The sequence below is a fragment of the Kitasatospora sp. NPDC092286 genome (assembly GCF_044755565.1).
Lineage (GTDB): Bacteria > Actinomycetota > Actinomycetes > Streptomycetales > Streptomycetaceae > Kitasatospora.
This window is the reverse complement of record NZ_JBIVRD010000071.1, coordinates 1-23525: the sequence shown is the minus strand read 5'-3', so window position 1 is coordinate 23525 and position 23525 is coordinate 1. Positions and strand designations below refer to the sequence as shown.

Sequence of the window (23525 nt, the reverse complement as noted above, 5' to 3'; positions counted from 1 at the left end):
CAGGGGGGACCCTGTGGGAGAGTAGGACGCCGCCGAACAATTATTCCAGAGAACCCCCACCCGATTCCGGGTGGGGGTTCTCTGCGTTTACGGCCCTGCGTTTGTGTCACCGATGCCGCCGATGTCACCGATGCCCCCCACCGGAATTCACGGGGCGGCAGCGATCGCCGTCCCCCAGCTCGGGCGGCTCCGCCAGCGGTCCGCGGTACTGGTGATCCGGGTGACGTTCGTACCGTCCGTCCGCATGCTGAAGAGGTCGGCGCTGCCGCCGGCGGGGGCCTGGGCGAAGACGATGGACTGTCCGTCGGGGGCATAGGAGGCGGCGTCGTAGAAGACGTCGGACGGGCCGGGGGTGAGCGCGCCGATGGCGGTGCCGTCGGTGTTGACGGTGTAGATGCCTCCGCCCGGGGCGTAGTCGGTGCCGGCGGGGTAGGTGGTGAACATGATCTGGCTGCCGTCGGGGGACCAGCTCGCCCGTTCGCCGGCCCGCAGCTCCCAGGGGGTGAGCCGACGCATGCCGGTGCCGTCGGTGTTGACGACGTAGATGGCGCGGCCGCTCGCGGGCTGGCCGGTGGCGCTGGTCCGGTACTCGAAGGCGAGCTGCTTGCCGTCGGGGGACCAGCTCGGATTGCTGACCTCGCCGGAGTAGGGCTTGTCGTTGGTCAGGAACGTCAGCCGCTGGGCGCTGGTGCCGTCCGGGCTCATGAGGTAGAGGTCGGAGTACTGGATCTGGTCGCCGCCGGCCGGGTTGGTCGCGCCCCAGGCGCGGCTGAACGCCAGCTGCTTGCCGTCGGGGGAGAAGGCCGGCGCGCGCTCCTGCTCGTTGACGCAGTCGGCGGCCTCGGCGTCGCAGAGCTCGCCGACCTGGTGGGCACCCTCGCCGTCCGCCGAGACCGTCCAGATCCGGGCGAGGCCGTCCGGTGAGTCGCTTCGGTCGAAGGCGATGGTGGTGCCGTCCGGTGACCAGTCGGGGTGATCGTCACGGCCCCTGGCCGACGGCTGGGTGACCTGGCGTTCTCCGGTGCCGTCGGCCGCGACGGTGAAGATGGCGCTGGTGCTCCGGTCGGCGTCGAGGAAGGTCCGGCTGACGATGAGGCCGTTGCGCGCGGTGGAGGCCGTCGCCGCTGTGGCCGCCCCGGCCACTCCGGGAGTGGCGTCGGCTACGGCGGCCTCGGGGGTGGGGGTGGCGGACGGGGACTCCGCGAGGATCTCGCTGAGCGGGATCTCTCCCGGCTCGGCGCCGCACCCGGTGAGCATGACGCCCGCCAGCAGGAGGCCCGCACAGGCGCTGGTGCGTGTGCGGGCCGTGGTCGTGAGTGACAGCCGTGTGCCGGTCATCCGCGTCTCATCTCCGTCTCCGATTCAGGACGAGGGCCCCCGGGGGAGCTGTCACTGTGTCAGATCGGGAGAGCGGACTATCGGCCGACACGCGACGGCCCGCGCCCGCTCGGTCACACGGAGTACCGGCGGGAACGCCTCAGGAAGTCTGGCCCCGGGCCGCCCGGCGCTCGGCCTTCGCGGTGAGCTCCGCCTCGTCCTCGGCCTCGGCGGCCTCCAGGGTGGGCGCGGTGCCGCCGAGCTGGGCGGGCAGCCACCAGGTGTCGTCCGGGCCGCTGGGCTTGCCGGGGTACTCGCGCTGGGCGCGGTCCAGCATCTCGCTCATCGCGGCGCGCAGGCGGCGGGTGACCATCACGGGCTTGTCGCCGGGGGCCAGCACGATCGGCTCGCCGATCATGATGGTGACGGGCACATGGCGCTTGGTGAGGGTCTTGGGACGGCCCTTGGTCCAGAGCTGCTGGGTGCCCCAGAGGACAACGGGCAGCAGCGGGGCGCCGGAGTCGGCGGCCATCCGCGCGGCGCCGGTCTTGAACTTCTTCAGCATGAACGAGCGGCTGATGGTCGCCTCGGGGAACACCCCGACCACCTCGCCGGCCCGCAGGGCGCGCACCGCGGCCTCGTACGCGGGCTGGCCGTCGGTGCGGTCGACGGGGATGTGCTTCATGCCGCGCATCAGCGGGCCGGAGACACCGTGCTTGAACACGTCGTCCTTGGCCATGAAACGGGTCTTGCGCTTGCCGCCGCGGTAGGCGCCGAGGCCGGCGAAGAGGAAGTCCAGGTAGCTGATGTGATTGCTCACCAGTACCGCTCCGCCCTTGGCCGGGATGTGCTCGGCGCCCACGATCTTGATGCGCACGTCGAGCGTGCGGAAGACGGCCAGTGCGGCGCCGATCACGGGCGGGTACACGAACTCTGCCACGGTCAGTCCTGACTTCCCACGGGCCTGCTGGCCCGGTCCGGCGGTACCCGTGTCGTACGTGGGGGCCGACCGGAGGCGCGGCACGCCGCGGCGGCCACGGGTGATACACGGAGATGATCCCCCGAACGAGTGCCTGCTGTCACCTGAGGCGTCCGGTCACGCGGGATGCAGGGGTGTGATTTCCGTGATGACCGGAACCGGGAACTTCTGCGGCCGCGGGCCGGGTGCTGCTACGCGGAGGCGTCGAGACGGCCCTGGGTGCGGCGGATCAGCAGGTACATCTCGCAGCCGAGGCAGTAGCCGAACAGGGCGTTGAGGAAGGCCGCGGCGAGGGCGAAGGCGGTGGCCAGCAGGCCGAGCCAGGTCACGCCGGTGAAGTAGCCGAGAGTGCCGACGACGGCGAAGACCAGGCCGACGGCCTGGGCGAAGCGCGGAGGCCGTTCGTCCTCGGTCTCGGTCGGCGGGGCCAGGCGGGGGCGGACCAGGGTGCGGTACAGCCAGCCGTACGGCGAGAGGTGCGGGCCGCCGAGGGCGCCGAAGGCGAAGACGACCGCCTGGAGGGCGAGCAGAACCCCGCTGCCGCTGATCAGGACGGTGATGAGGACCAGCGTGGTGAGCGCGGCGGCGAAACGAGGGCCGCGGGGGTCTATCTGCAAGGGAGCTCCGGGGGAGAGGGCGCGAAGGGGGGGTGACGGCTGGGCGCGTCAGCGACAGCGCGAGACCGCGGCCCGGCACAGGTCGACCACGCGGCGCGAGGTCAGCAGCGGCTGTGCGGGGCGGTCGGAGTCCACGCGGTGATCGTACGCGGGTGCGGCCCCGGCGGTCGACCTCCCTGCGGGAGCTCGCGGGGCCTGCCGCAGACTGGGGGGATGACCGGGTTGGTGGTGTGCGGTGTCGTGCTCGCGGTGGCGAGCGCGTTCGGGTTGCTGCGGGCCAGGCGCGACGGGAGGCTGCGGGTGCGGACGAAGGACGGGGCGGTACGGCTGTCGGCGGCGGAGCTGGGGGAGTCCCTGGGCGAGCGGGCCACGCTGGTGCAGTTCTCGACGGCCTTCTGCCAGCCCTGCCGGGCCACCCGACGGGTGCTCGCCGAGGTGGCGGGCATGGTCGGGGGTGTGGCGCACGTCGAGCTGGACGCAGAGGCGCGGCTGGAGCTGGTCCGCCGGCTGGACGTCCTGCGGACGCCGACGGTCCTGGTGCTCGACCGGGACGGCAGGGTGGTGCGCAGGGCGGCCGGGCTGCCGCGCAAGGCGGATGTGATCGCGGCACTGGGCGAGGCGGTCTGACCGTGCGGGCCGGATGGGCCGCCCCGTCGGGTGGAGTCGGGTGCGGGCTGGGGCAGGATGTGCGCTGAGGCAGTGCGGACCCGTCCTGCGGTTCGCGCGGACCGGGGTTCGTTCCGGGCCGTCGCGGGCGGTGTGCGGGCCCTCCGGCCCGGTCCGGCGGCGTAAGCTACTGGCCAGTAGTGACCGTCGGACTACTGCCGAGTATGCTGCCAGGAAGTTCCGGACCGGCACGGGAACACGCTGCCCGGAGCGGGTGCGAGCCGTGTGCGCGCCCGCTTGCACAGCCGCAGCCGCCGGACGAGACCAGTACAGGAGACAGGCCGTGAGCTTGAGGATCGTTGTCTGTGTGAAGTACGTGCCGGATGCGACGGGGGACCGTCGTTTCGCGGAGGATCACACCACCGACCGGGAGGGCGTGGACGGCCTTCTGTCGGAGCTGGACGAGTACGGGGTGGAGCAGGCGCTGCGGATCGCGGAGGCGAACGAGGGTGCCGGGGTGACGGTGCTGACGGTGGGGCCGGACGATGCGAAGGACGCGTTGCGCAAGGCGCTGTCGATGGGTGCGGACCGGGCCGTGCACGTGAACGACGAGGGTGTTCACGGTTCGGATGTGATGGGGACGTCGGCGGTGCTGGCGAAGGCGCTGGAGCGGACGGGGTTCGATCTGGTGATCGGGGGGATGGCGTCGACGGACGGGGCGATGGGTGTGCTGCCGGCGCTGCTGGCGGAGCGGCTGGGGGTGCCGCAGGTGACGCTGTTGTCGGAGGTGTCGGTCGCGGGTGGTGTGGTGCGGGGGCGTCGGGACGGTGACGCGGCGACGGAGCTGGTGGAGGCGGCGCTGCCGGCGGTGGTGTCGGTGACGGACCAGTCGGGTGAGGCGCGGTACCCGTCGTTCAAGGGGATCATGGCGGCGAAGAAGAAGCGGGTGGAGTCGCTGGATCTGGATGATCTGGGGATCGGGGCGGGCGAGGTCGGTCTGGGGGGTGCGTGGACGGCGGTGGAGTCGGTGGCTGCGCGTCCGGCGCGGACCGCGGGCACGGTCGTCAAGGACGAGGGTGAGGGCGGCAAGGCGCTCGCCGGGTACCTCGCCGCGCAGAAGTTCATCTAGTCCCACACCGCGTACGCGCATCCAACGATCGCTCAGGAGCAACGAATCATGGCTGAGATCCTGGTTCTCGTGGACCACGCCGATGGTGTGGTCCGTAAGCCGGCCCTCGAACTGCTGACCCTGGCCCGCCGGATCGGTGAGCCGTCGGCCGTCGTCCTCGGTGCCGGTGCGGCCGCCGCCGAGATCGCCGCGAAGGCCGGCGAGTACGGCGCGGCGAAGGTGTACGTCGCCGACGGCGCCGAGTTCACCGACCAGCTGGTCGTCCCCAAGGTGGACGCGCTGGCCCAGATCGCCCAGGGCGCGGAGGCCGCGGCCGTCCTGGTCACCTCCTCCGGCGAGGGCAAGGAGGTCGCCGCCCGCGTCGCCCTGCGCCTCGGCTCCGGCCTCATCACCGACGCCATCGACCTGGAGGCCGGCGACAACGGCCCGGTCGCCACCCAGTCGGTGTTCGCCGCCTCCTTCCAGGTGAAGTCCAGGGTGTCGCACGGCGTGCCGGTGATCACGGTCAAGCCGAACGCGGTGGCCCCCGAGACGGCTCCGGCGGCCGGCGCGGTGGAGAACGTCACCGTGGCGTTCACCGGCAACGCCGCCACCGTGACCTCGCGCACCCCGCGGGTCTCCACCGGCCGCCCGGAGCTGACCGAGGCCGCCATCGTGGTCTCCGGCGGCCGCGGCGTCGGTGCCGCCGAGGGCTTCGGCGTGGTCGAGGAGCTCGCGGACGCGCTCGGCGCGGCCGTCGGCGCCTCGCGCGCCGCCGTGGACGCCGGCTGGTACCCGCACAGCAACCAGGTCGGCCAGACCGGCAAGCAGGTGTCCCCGCAGCTCTACATCGCGGCGGGTATCTCGGGCGCCATCCAGCACCGGGCCGGCATGCAGACCTCGAAGACCATCGTGGCCGTCAACAAGGACCCGGAGGCCCCGATCTTCGAGCTGGTCGACTACGGCGTGGTCGGCGACCTCTTCGCCGTCCTGCCCCAGCTCACCGCCGAGGTGAAGGCCCGCAAGGGCTGACCCGCCCCGGCCCGTACGACGGAGGGCGCACCCGGGAGACTTCCGGGTGCGCCCTCCGTCGTGACCTGCGGGTGTCCGGGCCCGGCGGCCTGCGGACCGGGCGGTGCGACGGCCCGTAGAGTCGGCGCACGACCGGCGGCACGGCGCCACACCGCGAGCGAGGGCGAGGGCAGACGCATGACACTGTTGACGGCACTTCACGGCCACTACGGCGATTCGGGCGACGCGCTGAGGATCGACGGGCGGGCGCTCTCCCGGGAGGAACTGCTCGCCGCGGCGACCGCGGTCGCCGACCGGGTGGCCGGTGCCCCCGCGGTGGCGGTGCACGCCCGGCCCACCGCCGAGACCGTCGTCGCCGTGGTCGGCGGGCTGCTGGCCGGCGTACCCGTGGTGCCGCTGCCGCCCGACTCCGGGCCCAAGGAGCGCGCGCACATCCTCCGTGACTCGGGCGCCGCCCTGCTCGCGCACGCCGCCGGGGACGACGTGCCGTCGGCCGCCGGAACGGACGCGCTGCCGGTGGACCTGACGGAGCGTTCCGCCACCACGTACGCCGAGCCCGCCGCGGACGCCACCGCGTTCGTGCTCTACACCTCGGGCACCACCGGAGCGCCGAAGGGGGCGATGATCCGCCGCGCCGCCGTCGCCGCCGATCTGGACGCGCTCGCCGCCGCGTGGCGGTGGACCGCCGAGGACACGCTGGCGCACGGCCTGCCGCTGTTCCATGTGCACGGTCTGGTGCTCGGCGTCCTCGGCGCCCTGCGCACCGGCAGCCGGCTGGTCCACACCGGACGGCCCACCCCGGCCGGGTACGCGGCCTCCGGCGGCAGCCTGTTCTTCGGGGTGCCGACGGTCTGGTCCCGGCTCGCCGCCGACCCGGAGGCGGCCGGGCGCCTGGCCTCGGCCCGGCTGCTGGTCTCCGGCAGCGCTCCGCTGCCCGTCCCGGTCTTCGAGAAGCTCGCCGCGCTGACCGGCCATGCCCCGGTCGAGCGGTACGGGATGACCGAGACGCTGATCACCGTCAGCACCCGGGCGGACGGCGAGCGCCGCCCCGGCAGCGTCGGCCTGCCGCTGGAGGGCGTCCGGACCAGGCTGGTCGGCGAGGACGGCGGGCCCGTTCCGTCCGACGGCGAGAGCGTCGGCGAGCTGCAGGTGGCCGGCCCGACCCTGTTCTCCGGGTACCTCGACCGGCCGGACGCCAACGCGGAGTCCTGGACGGCGGACGGCTGGTTCCGCACCGGGGACGTCGCGGTGATCGGCGAGGACGGCTTCCACCGGATCGTCGGCCGGGCCTCGGTGGACCTCATCAAGAGCGGCGGCTACCGGATCGGCGCGGGTGAGGTGGAGGCCGCCCTCCGTGACCACCCGGCGGTCGTGGACGCCGCCGTGGTCGGCGCGCCCGACGAGGACCTCGGCCAGGCGGTGGTCGCCTACGTCATCCCGGACGGTGCGGTGACGGGGGAACAGCTGACGGCCTTTGTGGCCGAGCGGCTCTCGGTGCACAAGCGGCCCCGGCGGGTGGTGCTGGTGGCCGACCTGCCCAGGAACGCCATGGGAAAGGTGCTGAAGAAGCAGTTGCTGGCGGGGTCGGCGCAAGGGTGACGGGAAGTCACCCGCTGACGGTCACTCATCTTCCGTGAACCCCTTTGGCCCACTCCACTGCGCACCGTGAGCGAACGTGTGCTTAACGTGACACGCAGGCAGAACTGAATCACTGGGCGACACGCCGCGGCTTCCGGCCGCAGGGCCGGAAGCCGCGGCGTGTCGCCCGGAGAGCGTTCGCACCCCGGTGGGGCCGCTCGCTGGATCAGTCGTGTTCCGTAAGGCTCAGCGAAGCTCAGCAAAGGAAGACAGACAGGATGACGACCGTCAACACCGGCGCACCGGGCATCACCGGCGATCCGACCGGGCAGCCCGTAGCCACCAACGACCAGCGGGCAGCGGCCCGTTCCGCCCGGACCTCCCGGGCGGCGCGGGTCCGGCGGGGGATGGCCTCGGTGGCCGTGATCGCGGCCGGAGCCGGCGTGCTCGGCCTCGGGACCGGGGTGGGCAGCGCGGCTGCCGACCCGGCACCGGCCCATGCGGGCTGGGACGGCTCGCGGTACTGGTTCAAGAACAGTCAGGGCCAGTGGCGCTGGACCACCCACGCCGACGTCTACCAGGCCAGGACGGGCGGCTCCGGCTCCGGCTCCGGCGGTTCCTCGTCCGGCGCGACCACGGCCGGCTCCTCGTCCGGGGGGATCACCCAGGGCTGGGACGGCTCGCGGTACTGGTTCAAGAACAGTCAGGGCCAGTGGCGCTGGACCACCCACGCCGACGTCTACCAGGCCAGGACCGGAGGTGGCGGCTCCTCCTCGGGCTCCACCGGTCCGGCCGACTCGGCCCCGGCTCCGTCGGGGGCGCCGACGACTTCGGCCCCGGCGGCGAACGGGGACGTGGAGGCGGCCGTGCAGTACGCGCTCGCGCAGGTGGGCAAGCCGTTCAGGACGGGCGGAAACGGTCCGGACGGCTACGACTGCTCCGGCCTGGTGCAGCAGGCGTTCCGGCACGGCGGCATCTCCCTGCCCCGGGTGGCCAACGACCAGTACGCGGCGACCACCCCGGTCCGCGCCGGCCAGTTGCAGCGGGGCGACCTGCTCTACTGGTCCGACGACGGCAGCGCGCGGGGCATCCACCACACGGCGATCTATCTCGGCGACAACCAGTACGTGGAGGCCGCCCGGCCCGGAACCAAGGTCCGGGTGTCCCGGATCAGCAGCGGCTACTACCCCACCCACATGGGCCGCCCCTGAGGCGTGTGTCCGGTGTGATGCCAGTGCCCGGGCCGCTCGGTCCGGGCACCGGCGTATCACGGGGCGGGGGCGTGCGGGGTGTCCCGTGCGCTGGGCGTGTGGGGTGTGGTGGGAGCGCGCAGATTGGTGCAAGCGCCTATCGGGGTGGCGGCGGCCGGTGGGACCGTAGGACTTTGGGCGGGCGGGCCGGTTCTCCTGACGTCGGGAGCCGCCGTACCGACCGGTCCGCCTGGTCGAACCGCGAGGCATCTGGCCAGGGCGCATGCCCCTGTCAAGGGCGGGGCGGACCGTGCGGGCCAGGCCCGGCGGGGAGGCATGGGGACCGGCGCGGCGGGGGTACCACCTCGGGTGGCGCTGGTTCGGCTGACGGGGGCGCCGCCCGGTGTGAACCGCACCGGGCGAAGTCGAGGGCAGGGGACGTTGTGATCGTCTGGATCAACGGCTGTGTCGACATAAGGCCAGGTCGGCGTCCTGCCTGCTTTTATTCGCTCCGAAACCTAGCCTTACTTAGCTATAGCTAGCCTTAGTTAGTCTTGATTGGGAAGATCTTTCTCCCATCCGTCTCCCATGGGGGACGGATGGGAGACGGCTGCGATGGAGCTCCAGATCCGGGACCGTTCGGTCAACCAGGGGCGCCGTGAGCTATCGCCGACGAGGGGACTCGGGCCCGCCGGGCACACCCAGGTGGCCGCCGCCATCAGGGTCAGCCTCTTGCTCGCTACATACAACCGAATCTTTAGGCGGCTGCGTCTCTGCGTCCTCGCGTCACGGTCGGCGCTCGTCCGCGCCGCGCACCTTCAGCCCGCTAGTGCCGGTCGGGGTCGATGCTATAGCGGGTCACGAATCCGTACCTCCAGGGCTGCCGCAGTGCTCCGTCGCAATGCCGAGCCTCATTCTGACCGATCGACGGGAGGCAGAGGCACAGGTGCGGGTCACCCCAGGCCCGGGTGCGAAGTAGAGCGCCGCGGAGAGGAGTTCAGCCGTCGCGCACGACGCAGCCGACGGGTAGGACGGTCGTGCCGACGCTGAGCCAGGCGATCGGGTGGTCGATCCGCTGCCGGGGCGGCCGGCACATGGCCTATGCGGTCGTCCGGGTGTGTTTCAGCCAGTCGGCCGCGGGCGTCCACGGGCCCTGGGGTGCGGCCACGAGGTTGTCCAGGGCTCCGAACGCGTGGGCGTCGGTGTCTCCGGGGGCGAAGACCTGGGGCAGGAGGCCGGCGGACAGGTCCCGGCCCTGGGGGCGGACCCGTTGCTCCAGCAGGTGGTACTCCTGGACCTCGGCGACGTGCAGGTCGCCGCCGCGGTGGCCGGTGATCAGGTGCGGGCATACCTGGATCGCGTAGGCGGCGCAGGAGCGATGGAGGGGAGGTTCGATGACGAAGCCCGGGCCGTCGCCCTTGGGCGCTCCCGCTACGAACACTGCCCGGAAGCGGTGCTTGATGCGCAGGCCGCACAGCTGGCACCGCCGCTCGTTCATGCAGGCGCGCTGACGCTGTGGGCACACCTGCCCGAGCAGGGGTCGGCCACGGCCGGGCACGCAGGTACAGACCAGGGTGGGGCCGGTGCCGGCGACCTTGCGGAGCGTCCGTGTGCCGCTCTCCCACAGGGTCGTCCAACCCACGAGGTATCCGCGCGGGTCCCGTGGCAGAGGCTTTACCTCGGTGGGCATCGGGACCTGGCGCCAGCCCGTCGGCATCGTCGTCATGGGTGCCATCCTCGCATCGTGCACCGCCCCCATCGCCGGGCCCCAGGGAACTGGTGACACCGTGATCGGGACGGTTCGCCGGCCTCGCGGTACCGTCGTCTCGTGACTCAACTTCCCAGCAGCTTGGCCACGTTGGTGGTGCGTACCGACTTCTCTAGCCCCGCGTCGTGGGAGCGTCTGCGTGAGGCCCTGGCCACCCCGAACGAGGACGGGTTCCTTTCCGACGTCGAACTTGTGGACAATCCCTGCTTCGCGGGCGTGACCTGCGCCGAGGCGAGGCGCCTGCTGCCGGGCGACTACCGGCGCCCACTGCTCGTCCTGGCGGACACGGTGGCGCTGGGCTCGGCCGAACTGCCGGTCGTCGTGGTGGACCTGTGGGGCGAGCCGGGGCGTTCCATCCGGGTTGTCGCCGCAGAGCTTTGGGGGATCGAGAACAACCTGTCGATCTCGAACATGGACTTCGACGACTTCGCCCGCGCCGTCGACGAGGACGGGGTGTTCAGGGACTTCTGAGCCAGGCCGCCCAGCGGGCCAAGATCAACAGTCGCCTAGACTGGCCTGATGCCCCGTTCCGAGATCAGCATACGCACCATGCCGAAGACGGCGGCGGTCGCCACCGTGGCTCTGCTCCTCGCCATGGCCACGGCTTGCGGACCCGGTACGTCCGGCACGGCATCGTCTCCGGCGCCGGTCTCCTTCACCGGGTCGGCGACTTCGGCCGCGCCGCCCACACTTCTGCCGCCGACCTCGCCGACCCCGCCCGTGCCGGTCCCGCCGCCCGCACCGAGGACGGTGACAACCGAGCCGACCCCGCCCGGGCCGGCCGCCTCGCCGACCAAGCGTGCCGGAAGCGGGGCGGAGGCCGGAACCGGCACCGCGGGCAGCGATTCTCCCGGACGGCACGACGGGAGCAACTACGACAACCTCTCGCCCGCCGGGCAGGAGGCACACGACACCGAGAACTGCGCCCAGACAGTGGGGAAGAAGAAGGGCAGCTGCAACGAGCCACACCGTAAGTGCCGGGAAGCCGGCGCCACCGTGACGTCCTCGGCGGGCGTGGCCCTGACGTGCCGGACCTACGCCAGGGACGGGCGGCTGCACTGGCTCGCCGCCGGAGAGTGACCCGAAGCCCGCTCGGCCCCGGGGCAGTTGGCGGGCCGCGCGGCCCGCGTCACAACAGAAGGCGACCCGGGTGACCGGCCGCAGTGCCGCGCGGACCGGACCCAGTGTCATGCAGCACGCGATACGGGTAGCGTGTACTGCATGACGGGCCAGGACGCGTGGCGGCGGGCGGAAGAGGCACTTCGAGGCCGGGTGCGACGCCGGGACGAGGCCGAGGCCGAGCGGGACCCGCTGATCCTCCCGGCCGGGGCGGCGAAGGCGACGGTCGACCGGGCCTCCCGCACCTCGACCGACCGCGTCCTCGGTCTGGTCCTGCAGGGTGTGCGCACGCAGGAGATCGCAGGACTGAAGGCCGCGGATGCCGGCGGCGAAGCCGTCGAACTGGATCCGGGCAAGGCCCGCCGCCGGGAGCTGCCGATGCCCGACGAGGCTACGCGACGACTTGCGGACATCGTCCGCGTGATCGGTACGACCCGCCCTGTGTTCCCCGCGGGTCCCCGGCATCGGCCACAGCCCGACTTCCCCGCCCTCCCCGCAACACCCCTCGCGCACGAGATTGACGCGGGGCGAGGCCTGGGCCGGCCCACCCCCATCGAGGCGCGCCCGGTCAACGCTGCGGGCCTCCAGGCCTGCCAGGTGGACCCGGGCCGCTACCACCGGCCGTAGCCCGGCGCGCCGAGTCGCTGCTCGGCCCGGTTGCCGCCTGCCCGGTTGCCAGCGTGGTGCCGTTTGGGCCCAGAGCGGTGGATGCGGACCTGCACGCACCACGGCGAGGGCGTCCAGCACCGGGGCGCGGTACGCCGCCAGGCCCAGCGGGAGCCGGTTCCGGCCTCAAGCCGGCGCAGAACCCGGCGCCGTCCCATCTCGGAGATCGGCGATCCCGGGGGCCTCCGCCGACCGGGCCGGGAAGCAGCAGCCCTCCGTCCTGCGACCGGTACGCCGCCTGTACGACTCGACCACCGGCCGGTTCTTGCCGTCCGACCCGGCCCCGGAGGGCTCGCCGAACACCTGCGGCTACCTGGTCGCCATGGAACGCCTGACCTGACAGGCCTGTCCTGGGCGCCGTGGACGATCCACCTACTCGACGAGCGCCCCGTGCACCTGGCCAGGCACTGGAGGGGAGCGGAGCGTGTGGGAGCGTACTGATGGCTCGGGCATTCGGCGGTGATGTGCCGAGTCGGCGGGAAGCGCGAAGTTCTCTTGACTATGGCCGAGTTGGTGCGGAGCGTCGCGGCCCGTGAACACGGGCCGGCTCAGGGCTGTGCCGCGCGCCTCGCCTCGTAGCAGCCGGTGGATATGACCGGTGGCTGGTAGCCGGCATCCGGAAGCCCTATGCCGTCGAAGGCCAGGAGACCATCGGGCTGATCTGCGCCTTCTCCTGCGCCAGCAAATCTGTGGACTATTCCCGACGCATGTGAAATGAGTCCGACCAGCGGATGATCATCATTAATCAATTTTCGCTTCAGTGTCACCCGATTGGGGAGTGGCGCCGTTCGATTTTCAGGCGCAATGATTCATTTCGCTCGCCCGGGGCAAATTGCACGTGGGATTGCATGGGTCGCTGGCCTGTGGAGTTCTGGAAAAGTACGACTAGACTGCCGCAGTGGCTCGCGGGCCCGTCGACCCCGGATGCCGCGCTCGCGCGGGACCTGCTGCTGCGGATGCTGTTCAGCTGCGTGGTGGACGCCGACTTCCTCGACACCAGCGCGCACTTCACCGGCCTGCCTGCCGCCGTCCGTGAGGAAACCGATATGGCCGCCCTGGCCGGCGTGTTCGAGGAACGCCGGCGGCGGGCCCTCGCGGTGCGCCCGCCGTCGCCGGTCGACGGCATCCGCCGCCGCGTCTACGAGCAGACGGTGGCCTCCGCCGTGAACGAGCCCGGCATGTACGTGCTCCACGTACCGACCGGTGGCGGGAAGACCCTCGCGTCGGCGGGATTCGCACTGCACCACGCGGCCGCGCACGGCCTGCGGCGGGTCGTGGTCGCCGTGCCCTACGTGAGCATCACCCAGCAGAACGCCCAGGTCTACCGGGACCTGCTCAACCCGGACGACCCGGACCTTCCCCCGACGGTACTGGAGCACCACAGCTCCGTGGACCTGGACGACCAGGACGCCTGCTGGGCACGCACGGCCGCCGAGAACTGGGACGCCCCGTTCGTCGTGACCACCACCGTCCAGCTCTTCGAATCGCTCTTCTCCCACAAGCCCGCCGCCATGCGCAAGCTCCACCGCCTGGCGAAGTCGGTCATCGTCCTGGACGAGGTCCAGGCCCTGCCGGACCACCTCCTGGTCCCGATCCTCAGCGGCCTGCGCGGGCTGGTCGAGCGCTTCGGCACCACCGTCGTCCTCGTCTCGGCGACCCAGCCGGACTTCTGGTCCCTGGCCCAGCTCCACGGTCTGCCCCGCCACCAGCTCATCGACAACCCCGCCGACCTGTTCACCGCACTGCGGCGCGTCGCGTACGACTGGCGCAGCGGCCCGCACGTCACCTGGGAGTCGATGGCCGAGGAGATCTCCTGCCACAGCGGCAGCCAGACGCTGACGGTGGTGAACACCACCAAGGACGCCGCGCGCCTGCACCGTCTCCTGGAGGACCGCGCGCAGGGCCCGGTCCTCCACCTGTCGACGCGGATGACGGCGGAACACCGCCGTGCGACCATCGAGCAGATCCGGGCCGTGCTCGATGCCGGCGACGACGTCCACGTGGTGTCGACGCAGCTCATCGAGGCCGGCGTCGACCTCGACTTCCCCCGGGTCTTCCGGGCCTGGGCACCCGCGGAATCCCTGCAGCAGGCCGCAGGACGCTGCAACCGCGACGGCCGGCTGCCGGAGGGCACCGTCGTCGTCTTTCAGATCCACGACGCGGGCCAGCCCCGCGACACCATCTACGAAGCGGCACTCAAGGCCACCGCGGCACACATCGGCCCCGACCTCGCGGCACCCGACGACCTCGACGCCCTCAGCCGGTACTACCAGCTCCGCTACAGCCTCCACGGCAGCAGCCCCGCCACCATGGGCGGAGGGATCGACGACCTGCGGACACGACTGGAGTTCCCCGCCGTCGACAAGGCCTTCCGAATGATCGACGACGAGTACAGCCAGCCCGTCGTCGTCATCCGGCACGAGGCCGACAGGGACGGCATCGAGGCCGACATCGCCGCCCTGCGCTCCCCCTACCCCTGCGGCCCCGAACCCCTGCGACGCCTCCAGCCGCACACCGCCTCACTCCCCCGCCACGAAGCCAGAGCCGCACTCGCCGCCGGGCTCGCCGAACCGGTCATCGGCGACCTTCTGCTCTGGCACGGCGCATACCACCCGAACCGGGGACTGGACCCCTCCGAGAAGGAAGACAGCACAGCATTCGTCCTGTAGCCCGGGGCCTGCTGCGGCTGAACGTCTTCAGGGGGCAACTGCTACCAGCCGTCCGGAACGTCGTCTGATGCGCATCGGGCGAGCACGGCCTGGAGCTCATACAGGTGGCGGCCCGCCCGCTCCTCGCGGTGCGGGCCGTCGCTTTCCTGTCGGCAGTCGCGGTGGATTCGGCCAGGGGATGAGGCGATCCGTCCGGGGCTCTGCCCAATATCCCTGAGGCCACCGGCCCGCTGAAGTCCTTCGACCGATGCCGGCTCATTCAGGAGCGATCATAAATTGGTAAAGAAAGCCAAAATTACCATCCTTTGAGAGTTTCCGCTCTTCACCCGATCGGCGGCAGGCGCGTTCGATTTTGTGCGCCCTAGGATTCACGCAGCCCTTCGCAATTGCGCGGTGGGATTGCATTGGGCCTTTGACCTGCGGCTTCCAGCGCGGAAAGGGGCCCTGCGGAAACCTTTTCTCCTCCACGACAGAAAGGACAGTGAGACATGATTGCCAATGGGGTTCGGGCGGACACGATCCCGGGTGTGAAGTGGATCAAGGCGGCGGCGAGCAACGGCGTCGGACAGTGCGTCGAGGTCGCCGCCCTGCCGGGGGGTGATATCGCGCTGCGGAACAGCCGGCACAAGGACGGACCGGCGCTCATCTTCACGCCTGACGAGTTCAGGACATTCCTCGGAGGGTCAAAGGCCGGAGAATTCGATCACACGTGCCCCTGATGACCCGCTAGTCGGGTAATTCGCCACGCGACACGCGGGACCGCGCTGTGCCACAATCGAGTGTCGATGCTCGCTATTGGGGAGGTCCCGCGTGTCGGCCGGTAATCAGGGCCAGAATTTCGCCGAAAATGTGTTCGGGTTCGCCCGCATGGCGGCTTCCGGGGCGGACAGTCCGACCGCCTCCCGCATTCTGCTCGGCACCGGCCTTCGTCTTCTGCGCGACAAGACCACGCTGAAGGAGGCCGCGGCCAGGACCGCCGGGTTCTCAGCCTCGAAGCTCAGCCGCTTCGAGACCGGCAACAACCCGGTCACGCTCAAGGACGTACGGGCGCTGATGCGCACGTACAAGGTCCCCCAGGAGGTCCTGCGCGAGTTCGAGCAGCTGGCGCGCCATGCGATGCAGCCCGAGTGGACGGCCCCCTACCGGGACCTGCTGCCGCGCTTCGTCGAACGGCTCATCGCCCTGGAGGCGAAGGCCTGGAAGCTCTACGGCTACGAGCGTGTCGTGTTCCCCGGCCTCCTCCAGACCGAGGCGTACGCCCGTGCGCTCATCGCCGGCGACCTCCCCGGATCCATGGACTCCGAGATCGACCGGCGGGTGGCGCTGCGGCTGCAGCGCCAGCACCGGGTGCGCGATGCCGAGGTCCGCACCGTCCACTACATCGACGAGGGGGTCCTCACCCGCACCGTGGGCTCACCGCAGGTGATGGTCGAGCAGATGGAACGGCTGATCCGCCTCACCCAGACCCCCGGCTACGGCATCCGCGTCGTCCCCCGGGACTGCACGGCCGCCTCCAGCATCACCAGCATCACCCACCTCGACTTCCGCACCACCGGTCTGCCCGAACTCATCTACAACGAGGGCCTGATGGCCGCGGACTACCTGGTGCCGACCGACGACGAGGACGCGCAGTCCAAGGGGCCGTCGCAGTTCACCTACGCCAAGGAGATGCTGTGGCGCCTGATGGGGCATTCCCTGGACCGCACCGGCAGCCAGGAGCTGCTGCTGAAGGCGCAGGCCGGGTACCTGGAGCAGCTCTGAGGACGGTGTTCACCGCACCACGGCGAGCCCTCCGTAGGTGATCCACTCAAGGCTGCGCTGACGTGCGAGCACTTCGGTGTCAGGGCGCCAGTCGCTGACGTCCACAAGCCCGGGCTCCTGGACGTCGAGGCCGTCGAAGAAATCGGCGACATCGTCCCGGCTTCGCACCCGCCCCCACCTGCCGCCGGTGCGCTCCCTCATGAAGCCGGTCACCTGCCGGCGGAAGTCCGCTCGATCGCTGGCCAGTTGGCACAGGACGACGACGCTTCCGGGCGGCAGGCCCCGGACGCTCTCACGGACGATCGCGGCCGCCTGGAGGTCGTCGGCGAAGCAGTGCAGGACCGACACGAACAGCATCGCGACCGGCTTGTCGAAGTCGATGAACCCCTCGGTGCCCTGGCGGATGGCTGCCGGATCGGCGATGTCGGCACCGAGGATCCGCACGTTCTCGTTCTCGTCGAGCAGTGCCCGGCTGTGGAGGATCACGGTCGGGTCGTTGTCGATGTAGACGACCCTGCAGTTCCGGTCGACGGCCTGGGCCACCTGATGGACATTGCGCTCGGCCGGGAACCCGGACCCGTGATCCAGGATCTGGGTGATCCCGTGGTCGCACACGACACTCTCTACCGCCCGCAGCAGAAAAGCCCTGCTCTGGATGACGAGTTCGCGGCTGCTGGGGGCGAGGGCGAGCAGGTCCTCGACGCTCCGGCGGTCGGCGGGGAAGTTGTTGGTCCCGCCTCCCAGGAAGTCGAACATCCTCGCTGCGGCCGGGATCTCCACGTTCACCCGGCTCGTCAGATCGGACTCGCCCACGGTACCCCTCCGTGTCCGGCAACCCCGGTCCGGTCCCGGCGGCTTGATCCATCCATCGTAGAGGGGCAGCACGAAGCACACCACCGCTGGATCGGGTGACGTGGTGCATTCATGACGAACCTTCGCGCGACCTGGGCGATCACGCCCCGGAGCGCGCGCCGGTCCGTTCGGTATGCGATTAGAACTTCGAGAAGTACACCTCCTCAGGCATGACGGCGTTGGCGCCCAGCAGGCGCCGGGCCGTCAGCAGACCGGCGCGCACGTCGGGCTCGTCGACTCCCATCAGCTGCGCGGCCTTCCCGACCGGCATGCCGAGCCCGTGGTGCAGGAGAGCGGCGTCGGCCGGCGCCGGCGGCAGACAGGCGTGCAGCCTGTCCCCTTCAGCCGCCGAAGGACAGGCCCCCAGGACCGCGACGACAGCGGCCCGCAGAATGCACCAGGCATACGCCCCCGGACGCCTGTCCAACAGCACCCGGTCCCAATGGACTTCCACACGCTCGAACGCCATCTCGACGGCGACCTGGCTCAGAGCCCGGTCGCCCAGCCGCGCCCGCGCGTATCGCAGGTAGCCCTCTTCCTGAAGGGCCACGAAGGCGGTGAAGCCGATGCCGGAACGGCACCGGCGCCGGGAGAGTCGGCTTCGGTCAGCAGGCATCGCGGCCTCCCCACGTCAACTCGGTCGTGAACACGGACAGGTGCCTCGGGCGGCGGACCGCAAAGGAAGCGGCACGCGCCCCGGGCGCGGCCCGCCCCTTCACGGGCGGGCCGCACCGGCGGCTCCGTCAGTGCCGCAAGTCCGAGCTTCCGCTCCCGCTCCGCGGGGCGCCGGCCTGCATCAACAGCGCGACCAGCAGGGCCTGCTCGGCTTCAACCCGCAGGCCCCCCAACGCCATCCCTGCCACGACGAGCACGGGCGCCGTGCTGCCGCACAGCAACCCGGACGCGACCAGGGCGGCCGCGCGCAATCCCACGGGCCTCCGCGGACCGCTGCTAGATTGAGGGGCCCGCGAGGGCGGGTAAGCCCGCCCTCGGGCAGTTCGCTCATGCATGGGTGCCAACCTTCTCGTGATCGAACGACCAACGCCCCGGACAGTGGTCGCACACCGTCCGGGGCAGCTCCGCATCGGAGCCACCGAAAACGCTACCGCCCGCGAACGGCTCCAACGCACCGCCAAGCACCCTCAACTCACACCGTGGAAAACCACGTTGATGAACAGGGCCCGCAGCACCGGCAGCACCCGCCAACGACAGCAGGACCGGCCACACTCGATCAGCCTCCGGACAAATTCGATCTGCCGCGACAGCGCGTTCACCAGCGCTGCGCGCCCCTGCCGGGCCCGGAGCGCCGACACACACGCCCCCCATGTGCCCGCCAACCGCGAGAACCTCACGCCGGCTCTCCCACTGCCGCCGGAAGACCCGGGGCGAGGATCAGATCGTCATCTCCGCGACCGGCGCGTCCTGCTCCGGATCGCAGCTTCGACACGACCGTTCGACCACCGGCGTGAAGAGATCGAGATGGTCACACCGCGCCCGCGGATCCACCAGGCCCGCACGCTGAACGCTCAACCGTTAGTCTCGGACTGCTGGCACATCCGCTACCGCCCCCCTCCCCCAGCGGGCGGCCCCGCTGCCACAGGCACCCGTTCGAGGGATGGTCCTTGTCCACAGGCGGGTACTTATCCACAGGAAACAGCGGATCAGCCACGAACACGCCGGGCACCGGGCACAGTTCAGCCACGCGCCGCCCCCCCCAGCGGCCACATGGAAGGGCTGGACAAGATGAACCGAGCAATGCGCACCAGGGCCACGCGACGAACCGGACGCCCGCGGGTGCACCGCCCCGCGCCGCCGCGCCGGCTCGACCCTGGACGCAACCACCGCCGGCGGGAAGGCACCCGGGCCGCCGTCCGGCTCCTCGGCGAGCTGATCGGCGGGATTCTCGGATGCTGACCACCAGCGGACAAGCCCATCCACCTCTTTGGCGCATCGCCGGAGGCGGTCGCCTCGTCAGGCCATTTCCCGGTACACGGCACGCGGTCCCCTCCCGCACCAACGCTTAAGCCGCCAAGGCAACTTCACGCCACCCTGCCGGCTGCCCCTCCGCAGGGCGCCGATATCAACCGGCCTGCTCTGATGTCTCCGAGCGTGCGGGGCTGACCCCGTGTCCGTGCCGCGCGCGTCTGGGAAGGGGACTATCCCTGCGGGCGCGGCGCCGAGCATGGCTTCGGTGATCCCGACTCGGCCGCCCCACCCCTGGCAACGCCCGTGAGCGGACCGACCCGGCCCCTGCACCGTCGCGGCACCTCCGGACCCTACCGCCTGCGGTAGGGTCCGGGCCCACCTGGCGAGCCTGGAGCTCGGCCGGGTCGACGGTCCGACTCCGCCTCCAGCGCCAGGCCATCAAAACCCTGAGCAGCGTCCTCGGCAACAACGACGGACCTGACGGTCCACCCCTTGCCGCGACAGCTGTCCGCTGAACTGCGGTCTGACACGCCGCAGCCCCCACGAGAACCTCGTGGGGGCTGCGGCGTCCGGCGGTGTTGCCGTCAACCGCGCCCAGAGATCATGATCGACCACAGATCACCGGGAGCGAGGGGCTCCCCCTTCGGCGCGACTTCATCGACAACGTAGAGATTCACATGAGATTTGGCGACGCGATAGCACCGATACCCATGCTGCCTTTGAAGTTCCTCCAACAAGCAGGTGCCATCTCTCTCGATTTCATCGCGAAGAGCTTGAAATGGAATCCCTCGCGAGAGCCCCTGAAAGTAGGCGCTCAAGACAGAGGGAACTAGACCCTCAGTCCCGTTCGCCAGCCGATGAACCTGCATCGCGATAGTCTCGCAGGATCCTTCAAACAAGTTGAATTCCAGAAGCCCGTAATCCAGACGCAGAGACTTCTTCCTCCGATCCGCGATGCACTGGCCCCCCAGTGCATCGCGGATCTGTCCCGGCGAGGCGCCAAGGCCCAAGCCTGCGACAGTTCCTGTCACTGCTGCGCTCGCAAGGAAGCTGATGACCGTCACTCGATCTTCTCCAGTGCTTTGATAAGGAAGTTCATTTCTGGTGCTCGATTGACCGAGTTTCCCCAGTTGTGATCATTCATATCTGCCATAGCAGATCGCGCCTTATCAATGAGATCGGCTCTCATTTCAGGGTTGCTCATGATGGCATTTCGTGCGGCTGCCACATCACGCGCACTGGCCATTCCATTACTCATGCGAAGTCCCTCAAATCCGACCCCGCCGTCACCTGTTGGGAAGATCCGAACCTCGGAACTTCCGACATGCATGTGCGCGCCCTTCGTGGCCCAGTCAGATGCGGCCGGAGAAATTCTGATAGTGGGCGCTGCACAATTGTGAACCAGTACTGACGTGGAACCAACCAGTACATAGTACGTGTGGAGCAGGCTGACGGTGAGGTTGTGGGTGGTGACGGCGTAGGGGTAGTTGCGGACGGACTGGATGGTGAGGGTGGTGCCGTCGGGTCGGCGGAGGTGCTCGCCGGGGGTGAGTTCGCCGGCGTCGACCCACTGCTGGCGGGTCTCGCTCCAGTAGGGGTGGTGGTAGGTCGAGGTGATCTTCGCCGGGTTGTCGGCGGGCGGGCCGCGGGGGCTCGCTTCGTCGGTGAGGGTGAGGTCGGTGAAGTCCTTGTCGTCGGGGGTGGTGATGGTCGCGGTGACGGTCTCGGGGCGGGTCTCACCGGTCTGGGGGTCGGTGGCCATGACGACGTCGCCGTCGTGGATTTCCTCGATCGGCTTGAGTGTGCCGTCGCCCATCAGGACCTGGGTGCCGGTGGGGAAGCTGTTCCTGCGCAGGGGGCAGCTGGTGCCGGCCGCTTCGTCTGCTTCGGCCGCGACGGCTTTGCCTTCTGTGCCCGCGGCGTCTGTGGCGGTTTCCTTGGCCGCCTTTTCTTCGGCGGCCTTGGCGGCGGCTCTCTCCGCTGCCCGCGCTTCGGCTGCAGCCGTATTGGCCCGGACGATGGCCTTCTCGGCGTCCGCCATGGCGCGTTCGCCGGAGCGGATCATGTCGTAGGCCTTGTCGATCTCCTTGTAGATCTTGAAGGCCTTGATACCGACCTTGACGGCCTTGAAGAGCTTGCCCCAGGGAACCGCGTTCAGAGCCGTGTTGACGCAGGCCATCACGTCGCCCTTGGTGAAGCAGTCACGGGCGTCGTTGAAGCCGATCAGGTCACCGATCAGGTCGACGACCTGGTGCACGATCTCGTCGCGCTTGCGCTTTCCCTCGTTCCTGACCTTCTCCGCCCCGGCCTTCTGCTCCTGGGCCTTCTGCTGGTCTGCGGTAGGCGGAGGGGTGGGCGCCGTCGAGGCCGGAGGACTGTAGATGAACACCGCATCAACAGCCTGGCCGTTGCTACGGACGTAATCGTGGTTGTTACTGCACTCGGCCGCGAAGTCACAACCGACCTTCAGGCCATTGGCGTCGGACTTGTTGACGGGGCTGTTGTTGGCGTACGCGTAGGCATTCCACTGCTGCGGGTCACCCGCGTCGGTGACGGGATCGGGTACCGGCCAGTCCCGCCCACTGCCCCGCCTGGCCGTCGAGCGGCACGTACGGCAGATGATCCGCACCTGCTGGGACCTGGGCCAGCGGCCGGAGTTCACCGACCTCAAGCTCTGGAAGAGGGCACACATGCTCGGCTTCCGGGGCCACTTCTCCACCAAGTCCCGCTGCTACTCCGTCACCCTCGGCCAACTGCGCGACGAACGCCGCACCTGGCGCACCGAACAAGCCCGCACACACGCCGACCTGCCCGACCTCGACCCGAACACGACCCTCCTCATCGGCCACTGGACCTACCACGGCTCCGGCTACACCCCCGGCGCGCAACTCCTCGCCGCCGCCGTCCGGCACAGCAGAGAACTGGAACGCCAGTTCACGGCGGAAGGGGGCTGCTGATGACGCCGCACGCGCCCGCCGCATTCCCGCCGCGGCCGAACACTGCCGAGGAACTGCTGACGGTCCCCCAGGTCATGGCCCGCCTCCAGCTCGGCCGCTCGGCCGTCTACGACCTGCTCCGCACCCGGCAACTCGGCTCGATCACCCTCGGCCGCTCCCGCCGCATCCCCACCCGCGCCCTCACCGATTTCATCCGCGCCCGACTCGAACAGGAAGCCGCCTGATGACCGCGCCCCGCGACACCCCCGCCTCCCGCCGCATCCGCGCCAACGGGGACGGCACCGTCTACCAGCGAAAGGACGGCCGCTGGGAAGCCGCTGGCTACGTGCTGGCCGTCGGCGACACCCGCAAGCGCGTCCGCGTCTACGGGAGCACCCGCAAGGAGGCATTGACGAAGCTCACCGAGAAGATCGCCACCAGCAACCGCGGAGTCCCCGCCGCCTCCGCCCAGGGCAGCGTCGCAGCCTTCCTCACCTACTGGCTGGAGACCGTCGCCATCCACCGCCTCCGCGAGAACACCCACACCCGCTACACCGCCTGCACCCGCCTCTACCTCATTCCCGGCCTCGGCAGGAAGAAGCTCGCCAAGCTCACTGCCAAGGACGTCCGCACCTGGCTCGACCAGCTCCGCACCACCTGCCAGTGCTGTGCACGCGGCCTCGACACCACCCGCGACCAGCCGCAGTGCTGCGCCGTCGGGAAGTGCTGCTCCAAGCGCCTCTCCCCGCTGACCCTGGCCTACGTGCACTCCGTACTCAAGTCGGCCCTGGAGCATGCCGTCCGTGAGGAGGAGATCCCCCGCAACGTCGCCCGCAACGTCCGCATGGGCACACCCCGCCCCCGTCGCTTCGAACCCCTCACCACCGAGGAGACACGCGCGTTCCTCACCGCGACCAGCGGCCACCGACTGAGCGCGCTGTTCGAACTCGCCCTGCGTACCGGACTGCGCAAGGGCGAACTCCTCGGCCTGCGCTGGGAAGACCTCGACCTGGCCGGCGGAACGGCCAGCATCCGGCGCACCCTCCAACGCACCAACTCCGGCGGCCTGACCGCACTGCCGACCAAGACCCAGAGTTCCGAGCGGCGGATCGCCCTGCCCACGCCGTGCCTGCGCTCACTCGAACAGCACCGCGACCAGCAGCGCCAGGAACGCGATGCGGCGGGCGCGGGCTGGAAGGACAGCGGCTACGTCTTCACCCGGCCCAATGGCGCCCCCATCGAAGGGGCCACGCTCACCCGGCACTTCACCGCCCTGCTCCGCCGGGCCAGGCTCCGCCGCATCCGTTTGGTGAGTCGGCCCGGGGCGCGGTGCCGGGATTGCTCCCGGTCCGTTTCCCCGGACCGCTCTCCGAACCCGCCGTGCGCCTCTCAGCGCAACGG

22 protein-coding genes are annotated in these 23525 nt (G+C 70.4%); 14 read left to right on the top strand and 8 right to left on the bottom strand.

The window, feature by feature from the left end:
- Positions 1-147: 147 nt before the first annotated feature.
- The 3 genes from ACIQIB_RS37895 to ACIQIB_RS37885 form a co-directional block, all read right to left on the bottom strand.
- Positions 148-1338 (bottom strand): TolB family protein, encoded by a 1191-nt coding sequence (locus tag ACIQIB_RS37895; RefSeq protein ID WP_400763799.1) that lies wholly within the window; start codon positions 1336-1338, stop codon positions 148-150.
- A gap of 139 nt (positions 1339-1477) precedes the next feature.
- Positions 1478-2257 carry a lysophospholipid acyltransferase family protein gene (locus tag ACIQIB_RS37890; RefSeq protein ID WP_363615300.1) on the bottom strand — a complete coding sequence of 260 codons (780 nt, stop codon included), beginning with the start codon at positions 2255-2257 and terminating at the stop codon, positions 1478-1480.
- Positions 2258-2487: 230 nt separating this feature from the next.
- On the bottom strand, positions 2488-2913 hold the full coding sequence (locus tag ACIQIB_RS37885; protein WP_363615297.1) for a DUF4395 domain-containing protein: 426 nt from the start codon (positions 2911-2913) through the stop codon (positions 2488-2490).
- Between the two features lie 213 nt (positions 2914-3126).
- Between ACIQIB_RS37885 and ACIQIB_RS37880 the strand changes: the two genes are divergently transcribed.
- From ACIQIB_RS37880 to ACIQIB_RS37860, 5 genes are all read left to right on the top strand, one after another.
- Complete coding sequence (locus ACIQIB_RS37880) at positions 3127-3540, top strand: thioredoxin family protein (RefSeq protein ID WP_363615295.1); 414 nt, start codon at positions 3127-3129, stop codon at positions 3538-3540.
- A gap of 322 nt (positions 3541-3862) precedes the next feature.
- The gene (locus tag ACIQIB_RS37875; RefSeq protein WP_400763796.1) at positions 3863-4648 is read left to right on the top strand and encodes an electron transfer flavoprotein subunit beta/FixA family protein; all 786 of its coding nucleotides are present in this window, start codon (positions 3863-3865) and stop codon (positions 4646-4648) included.
- Between the two features lie 48 nt (positions 4649-4696).
- Positions 4697-5659 (top strand): electron transfer flavoprotein subunit alpha/FixB family protein, encoded by a 963-nt coding sequence (locus ACIQIB_RS37870; protein ID WP_400763793.1) that lies wholly within the window; start codon positions 4697-4699, stop codon positions 5657-5659.
- 177 nt (positions 5660-5836) lie between these two features.
- Positions 5837-7258 carry an acyl-CoA synthetase gene (locus ACIQIB_RS37865; protein ID WP_400763791.1) on the top strand — a complete coding sequence of 474 codons (1422 nt, stop codon included), beginning with the start codon at positions 5837-5839 and terminating at the stop codon, positions 7256-7258.
- 257 nt (positions 7259-7515) lie between these two features.
- Positions 7516-8448 carry a C40 family peptidase gene (locus ACIQIB_RS37860; RefSeq protein ID WP_400763789.1) on the top strand — a complete coding sequence of 311 codons (933 nt, stop codon included), beginning with the start codon at positions 7516-7518 and terminating at the stop codon, positions 8446-8448.
- 1078 nt (positions 8449-9526) lie between these two features.
- Here the strand turns inward: ACIQIB_RS37860 and ACIQIB_RS37855 are convergent.
- Complete coding sequence (locus tag ACIQIB_RS37855) at positions 9527-10153, bottom strand: hypothetical protein (RefSeq protein WP_400763787.1); 627 nt, start codon at positions 10151-10153, stop codon at positions 9527-9529.
- A gap of 102 nt (positions 10154-10255) precedes the next feature.
- Here ACIQIB_RS37855 and ACIQIB_RS37850 point away from each other — a divergent pair, with 102 nt between their 5' ends.
- The 6 genes from ACIQIB_RS37850 (at position 10256) to ACIQIB_RS37825 (ending at position 16410) form a co-directional block, all read left to right on the top strand.
- Positions 10256-10666 carry a DUF6924 domain-containing protein gene (locus ACIQIB_RS37850; protein WP_400763785.1) on the top strand — a complete coding sequence of 137 codons (411 nt, stop codon included), beginning with the start codon at positions 10256-10258 and terminating at the stop codon, positions 10664-10666.
- A 48-nt stretch (positions 10667-10714) separates the two neighbouring features.
- On the top strand, positions 10715-11275 hold the full coding sequence (locus tag ACIQIB_RS37845) for a hypothetical protein (RefSeq protein WP_400763784.1): 561 nt from the start codon (positions 10715-10717) through the stop codon (positions 11273-11275).
- A gap of 141 nt (positions 11276-11416) precedes the next feature.
- On the top strand, positions 11417-11941 hold the full coding sequence (locus ACIQIB_RS37840; protein WP_400763782.1) for a hypothetical protein: 525 nt from the start codon (positions 11417-11419) through the stop codon (positions 11939-11941).
- Positions 11942-12828: 887 nt separating this feature from the next.
- Positions 12829-14649, top strand: a complete 1821-nt coding sequence (cas3, locus tag ACIQIB_RS37835) for a CRISPR-associated helicase Cas3' (RefSeq protein WP_400763780.1) — start codon at positions 12829-12831, stop codon at positions 14647-14649.
- A gap of 527 nt (positions 14650-15176) precedes the next feature.
- The gene (locus ACIQIB_RS37830) at positions 15177-15368 is read left to right on the top strand and encodes a DUF397 domain-containing protein (RefSeq protein ID WP_400763777.1); all 192 of its coding nucleotides are present in this window, start codon (positions 15177-15179) and stop codon (positions 15366-15368) included.
- A gap of 148 nt (positions 15369-15516) precedes the next feature.
- Complete coding sequence (locus ACIQIB_RS37825; protein ID WP_400763775.1) at positions 15517-16410, top strand: helix-turn-helix domain-containing protein; 894 nt, start codon at positions 15517-15519, stop codon at positions 16408-16410.
- 9 nt (positions 16411-16419) lie between these two features.
- On the opposite strand, the gene ACIQIB_RS37820 is transcribed toward ACIQIB_RS37825, so the two are convergent.
- The 4 genes from ACIQIB_RS37820 to ACIQIB_RS37805 all read right to left on the bottom strand — a co-directional run bounded on the left by ACIQIB_RS37820 (position 16420) and on the right by ACIQIB_RS37805 (position 21817).
- Positions 16420-17223: an SAM-dependent methyltransferase gene (locus tag ACIQIB_RS37820; RefSeq protein ID WP_400763772.1), complete on the bottom strand. Its 804-nt coding sequence runs from the start codon at positions 17221-17223 to the stop codon at positions 16420-16422.
- A gap of 178 nt (positions 17224-17401) precedes the next feature.
- The gene (locus ACIQIB_RS37815; protein ID WP_400763769.1) at positions 17402-17878 is read right to left on the bottom strand and encodes a hypothetical protein; all 477 of its coding nucleotides are present in this window, start codon (positions 17876-17878) and stop codon (positions 17402-17404) included.
- Positions 17879-19772: 1894 nt separating this feature from the next.
- Complete coding sequence (locus ACIQIB_RS37810; protein ID WP_400763766.1) at positions 19773-20252, bottom strand: hypothetical protein; 480 nt, start codon at positions 20250-20252, stop codon at positions 19773-19775.
- Positions 20249-21817, bottom strand: a complete 1569-nt coding sequence (locus ACIQIB_RS37805) for a polymorphic toxin-type HINT domain-containing protein (protein ID WP_400763763.1) — start codon at positions 21815-21817, stop codon at positions 20249-20251. Before ACIQIB_RS37805 ends, ACIQIB_RS37810 begins: the two co-directional genes overlap by 4 nt.
- Between ACIQIB_RS37805 and ACIQIB_RS37800 the strand changes: the two genes are divergently transcribed.
- From ACIQIB_RS37800 to ACIQIB_RS37790, 3 genes are all read left to right on the top strand, one after another.
- The gene (locus ACIQIB_RS37800; RefSeq protein ID WP_400763760.1) at positions 21807-22145 is read left to right on the top strand and encodes a replication initiator; all 339 of its coding nucleotides are present in this window, start codon (positions 21807-21809) and stop codon (positions 22143-22145) included. The two genes, ACIQIB_RS37805 and ACIQIB_RS37800, sit on opposite strands and share 11 nt — an antisense overlap.
- Positions 22145-22369 carry a helix-turn-helix domain-containing protein gene (locus ACIQIB_RS37795; RefSeq protein WP_400763758.1) on the top strand — a complete coding sequence of 75 codons (225 nt, stop codon included), beginning with the start codon at positions 22145-22147 and terminating at the stop codon, positions 22367-22369. The genes ACIQIB_RS37800 and ACIQIB_RS37795 overlap by 1 nt, the downstream gene beginning before the upstream one ends.
- A partial coding sequence (locus ACIQIB_RS37790) for a tyrosine-type recombinase/integrase (RefSeq protein ID WP_400763755.1) occupies positions 22369-23525 on the top strand: 1157 nt, incomplete at its 3' end. The genes ACIQIB_RS37795 and ACIQIB_RS37790, both read left to right, overlap by 1 nt.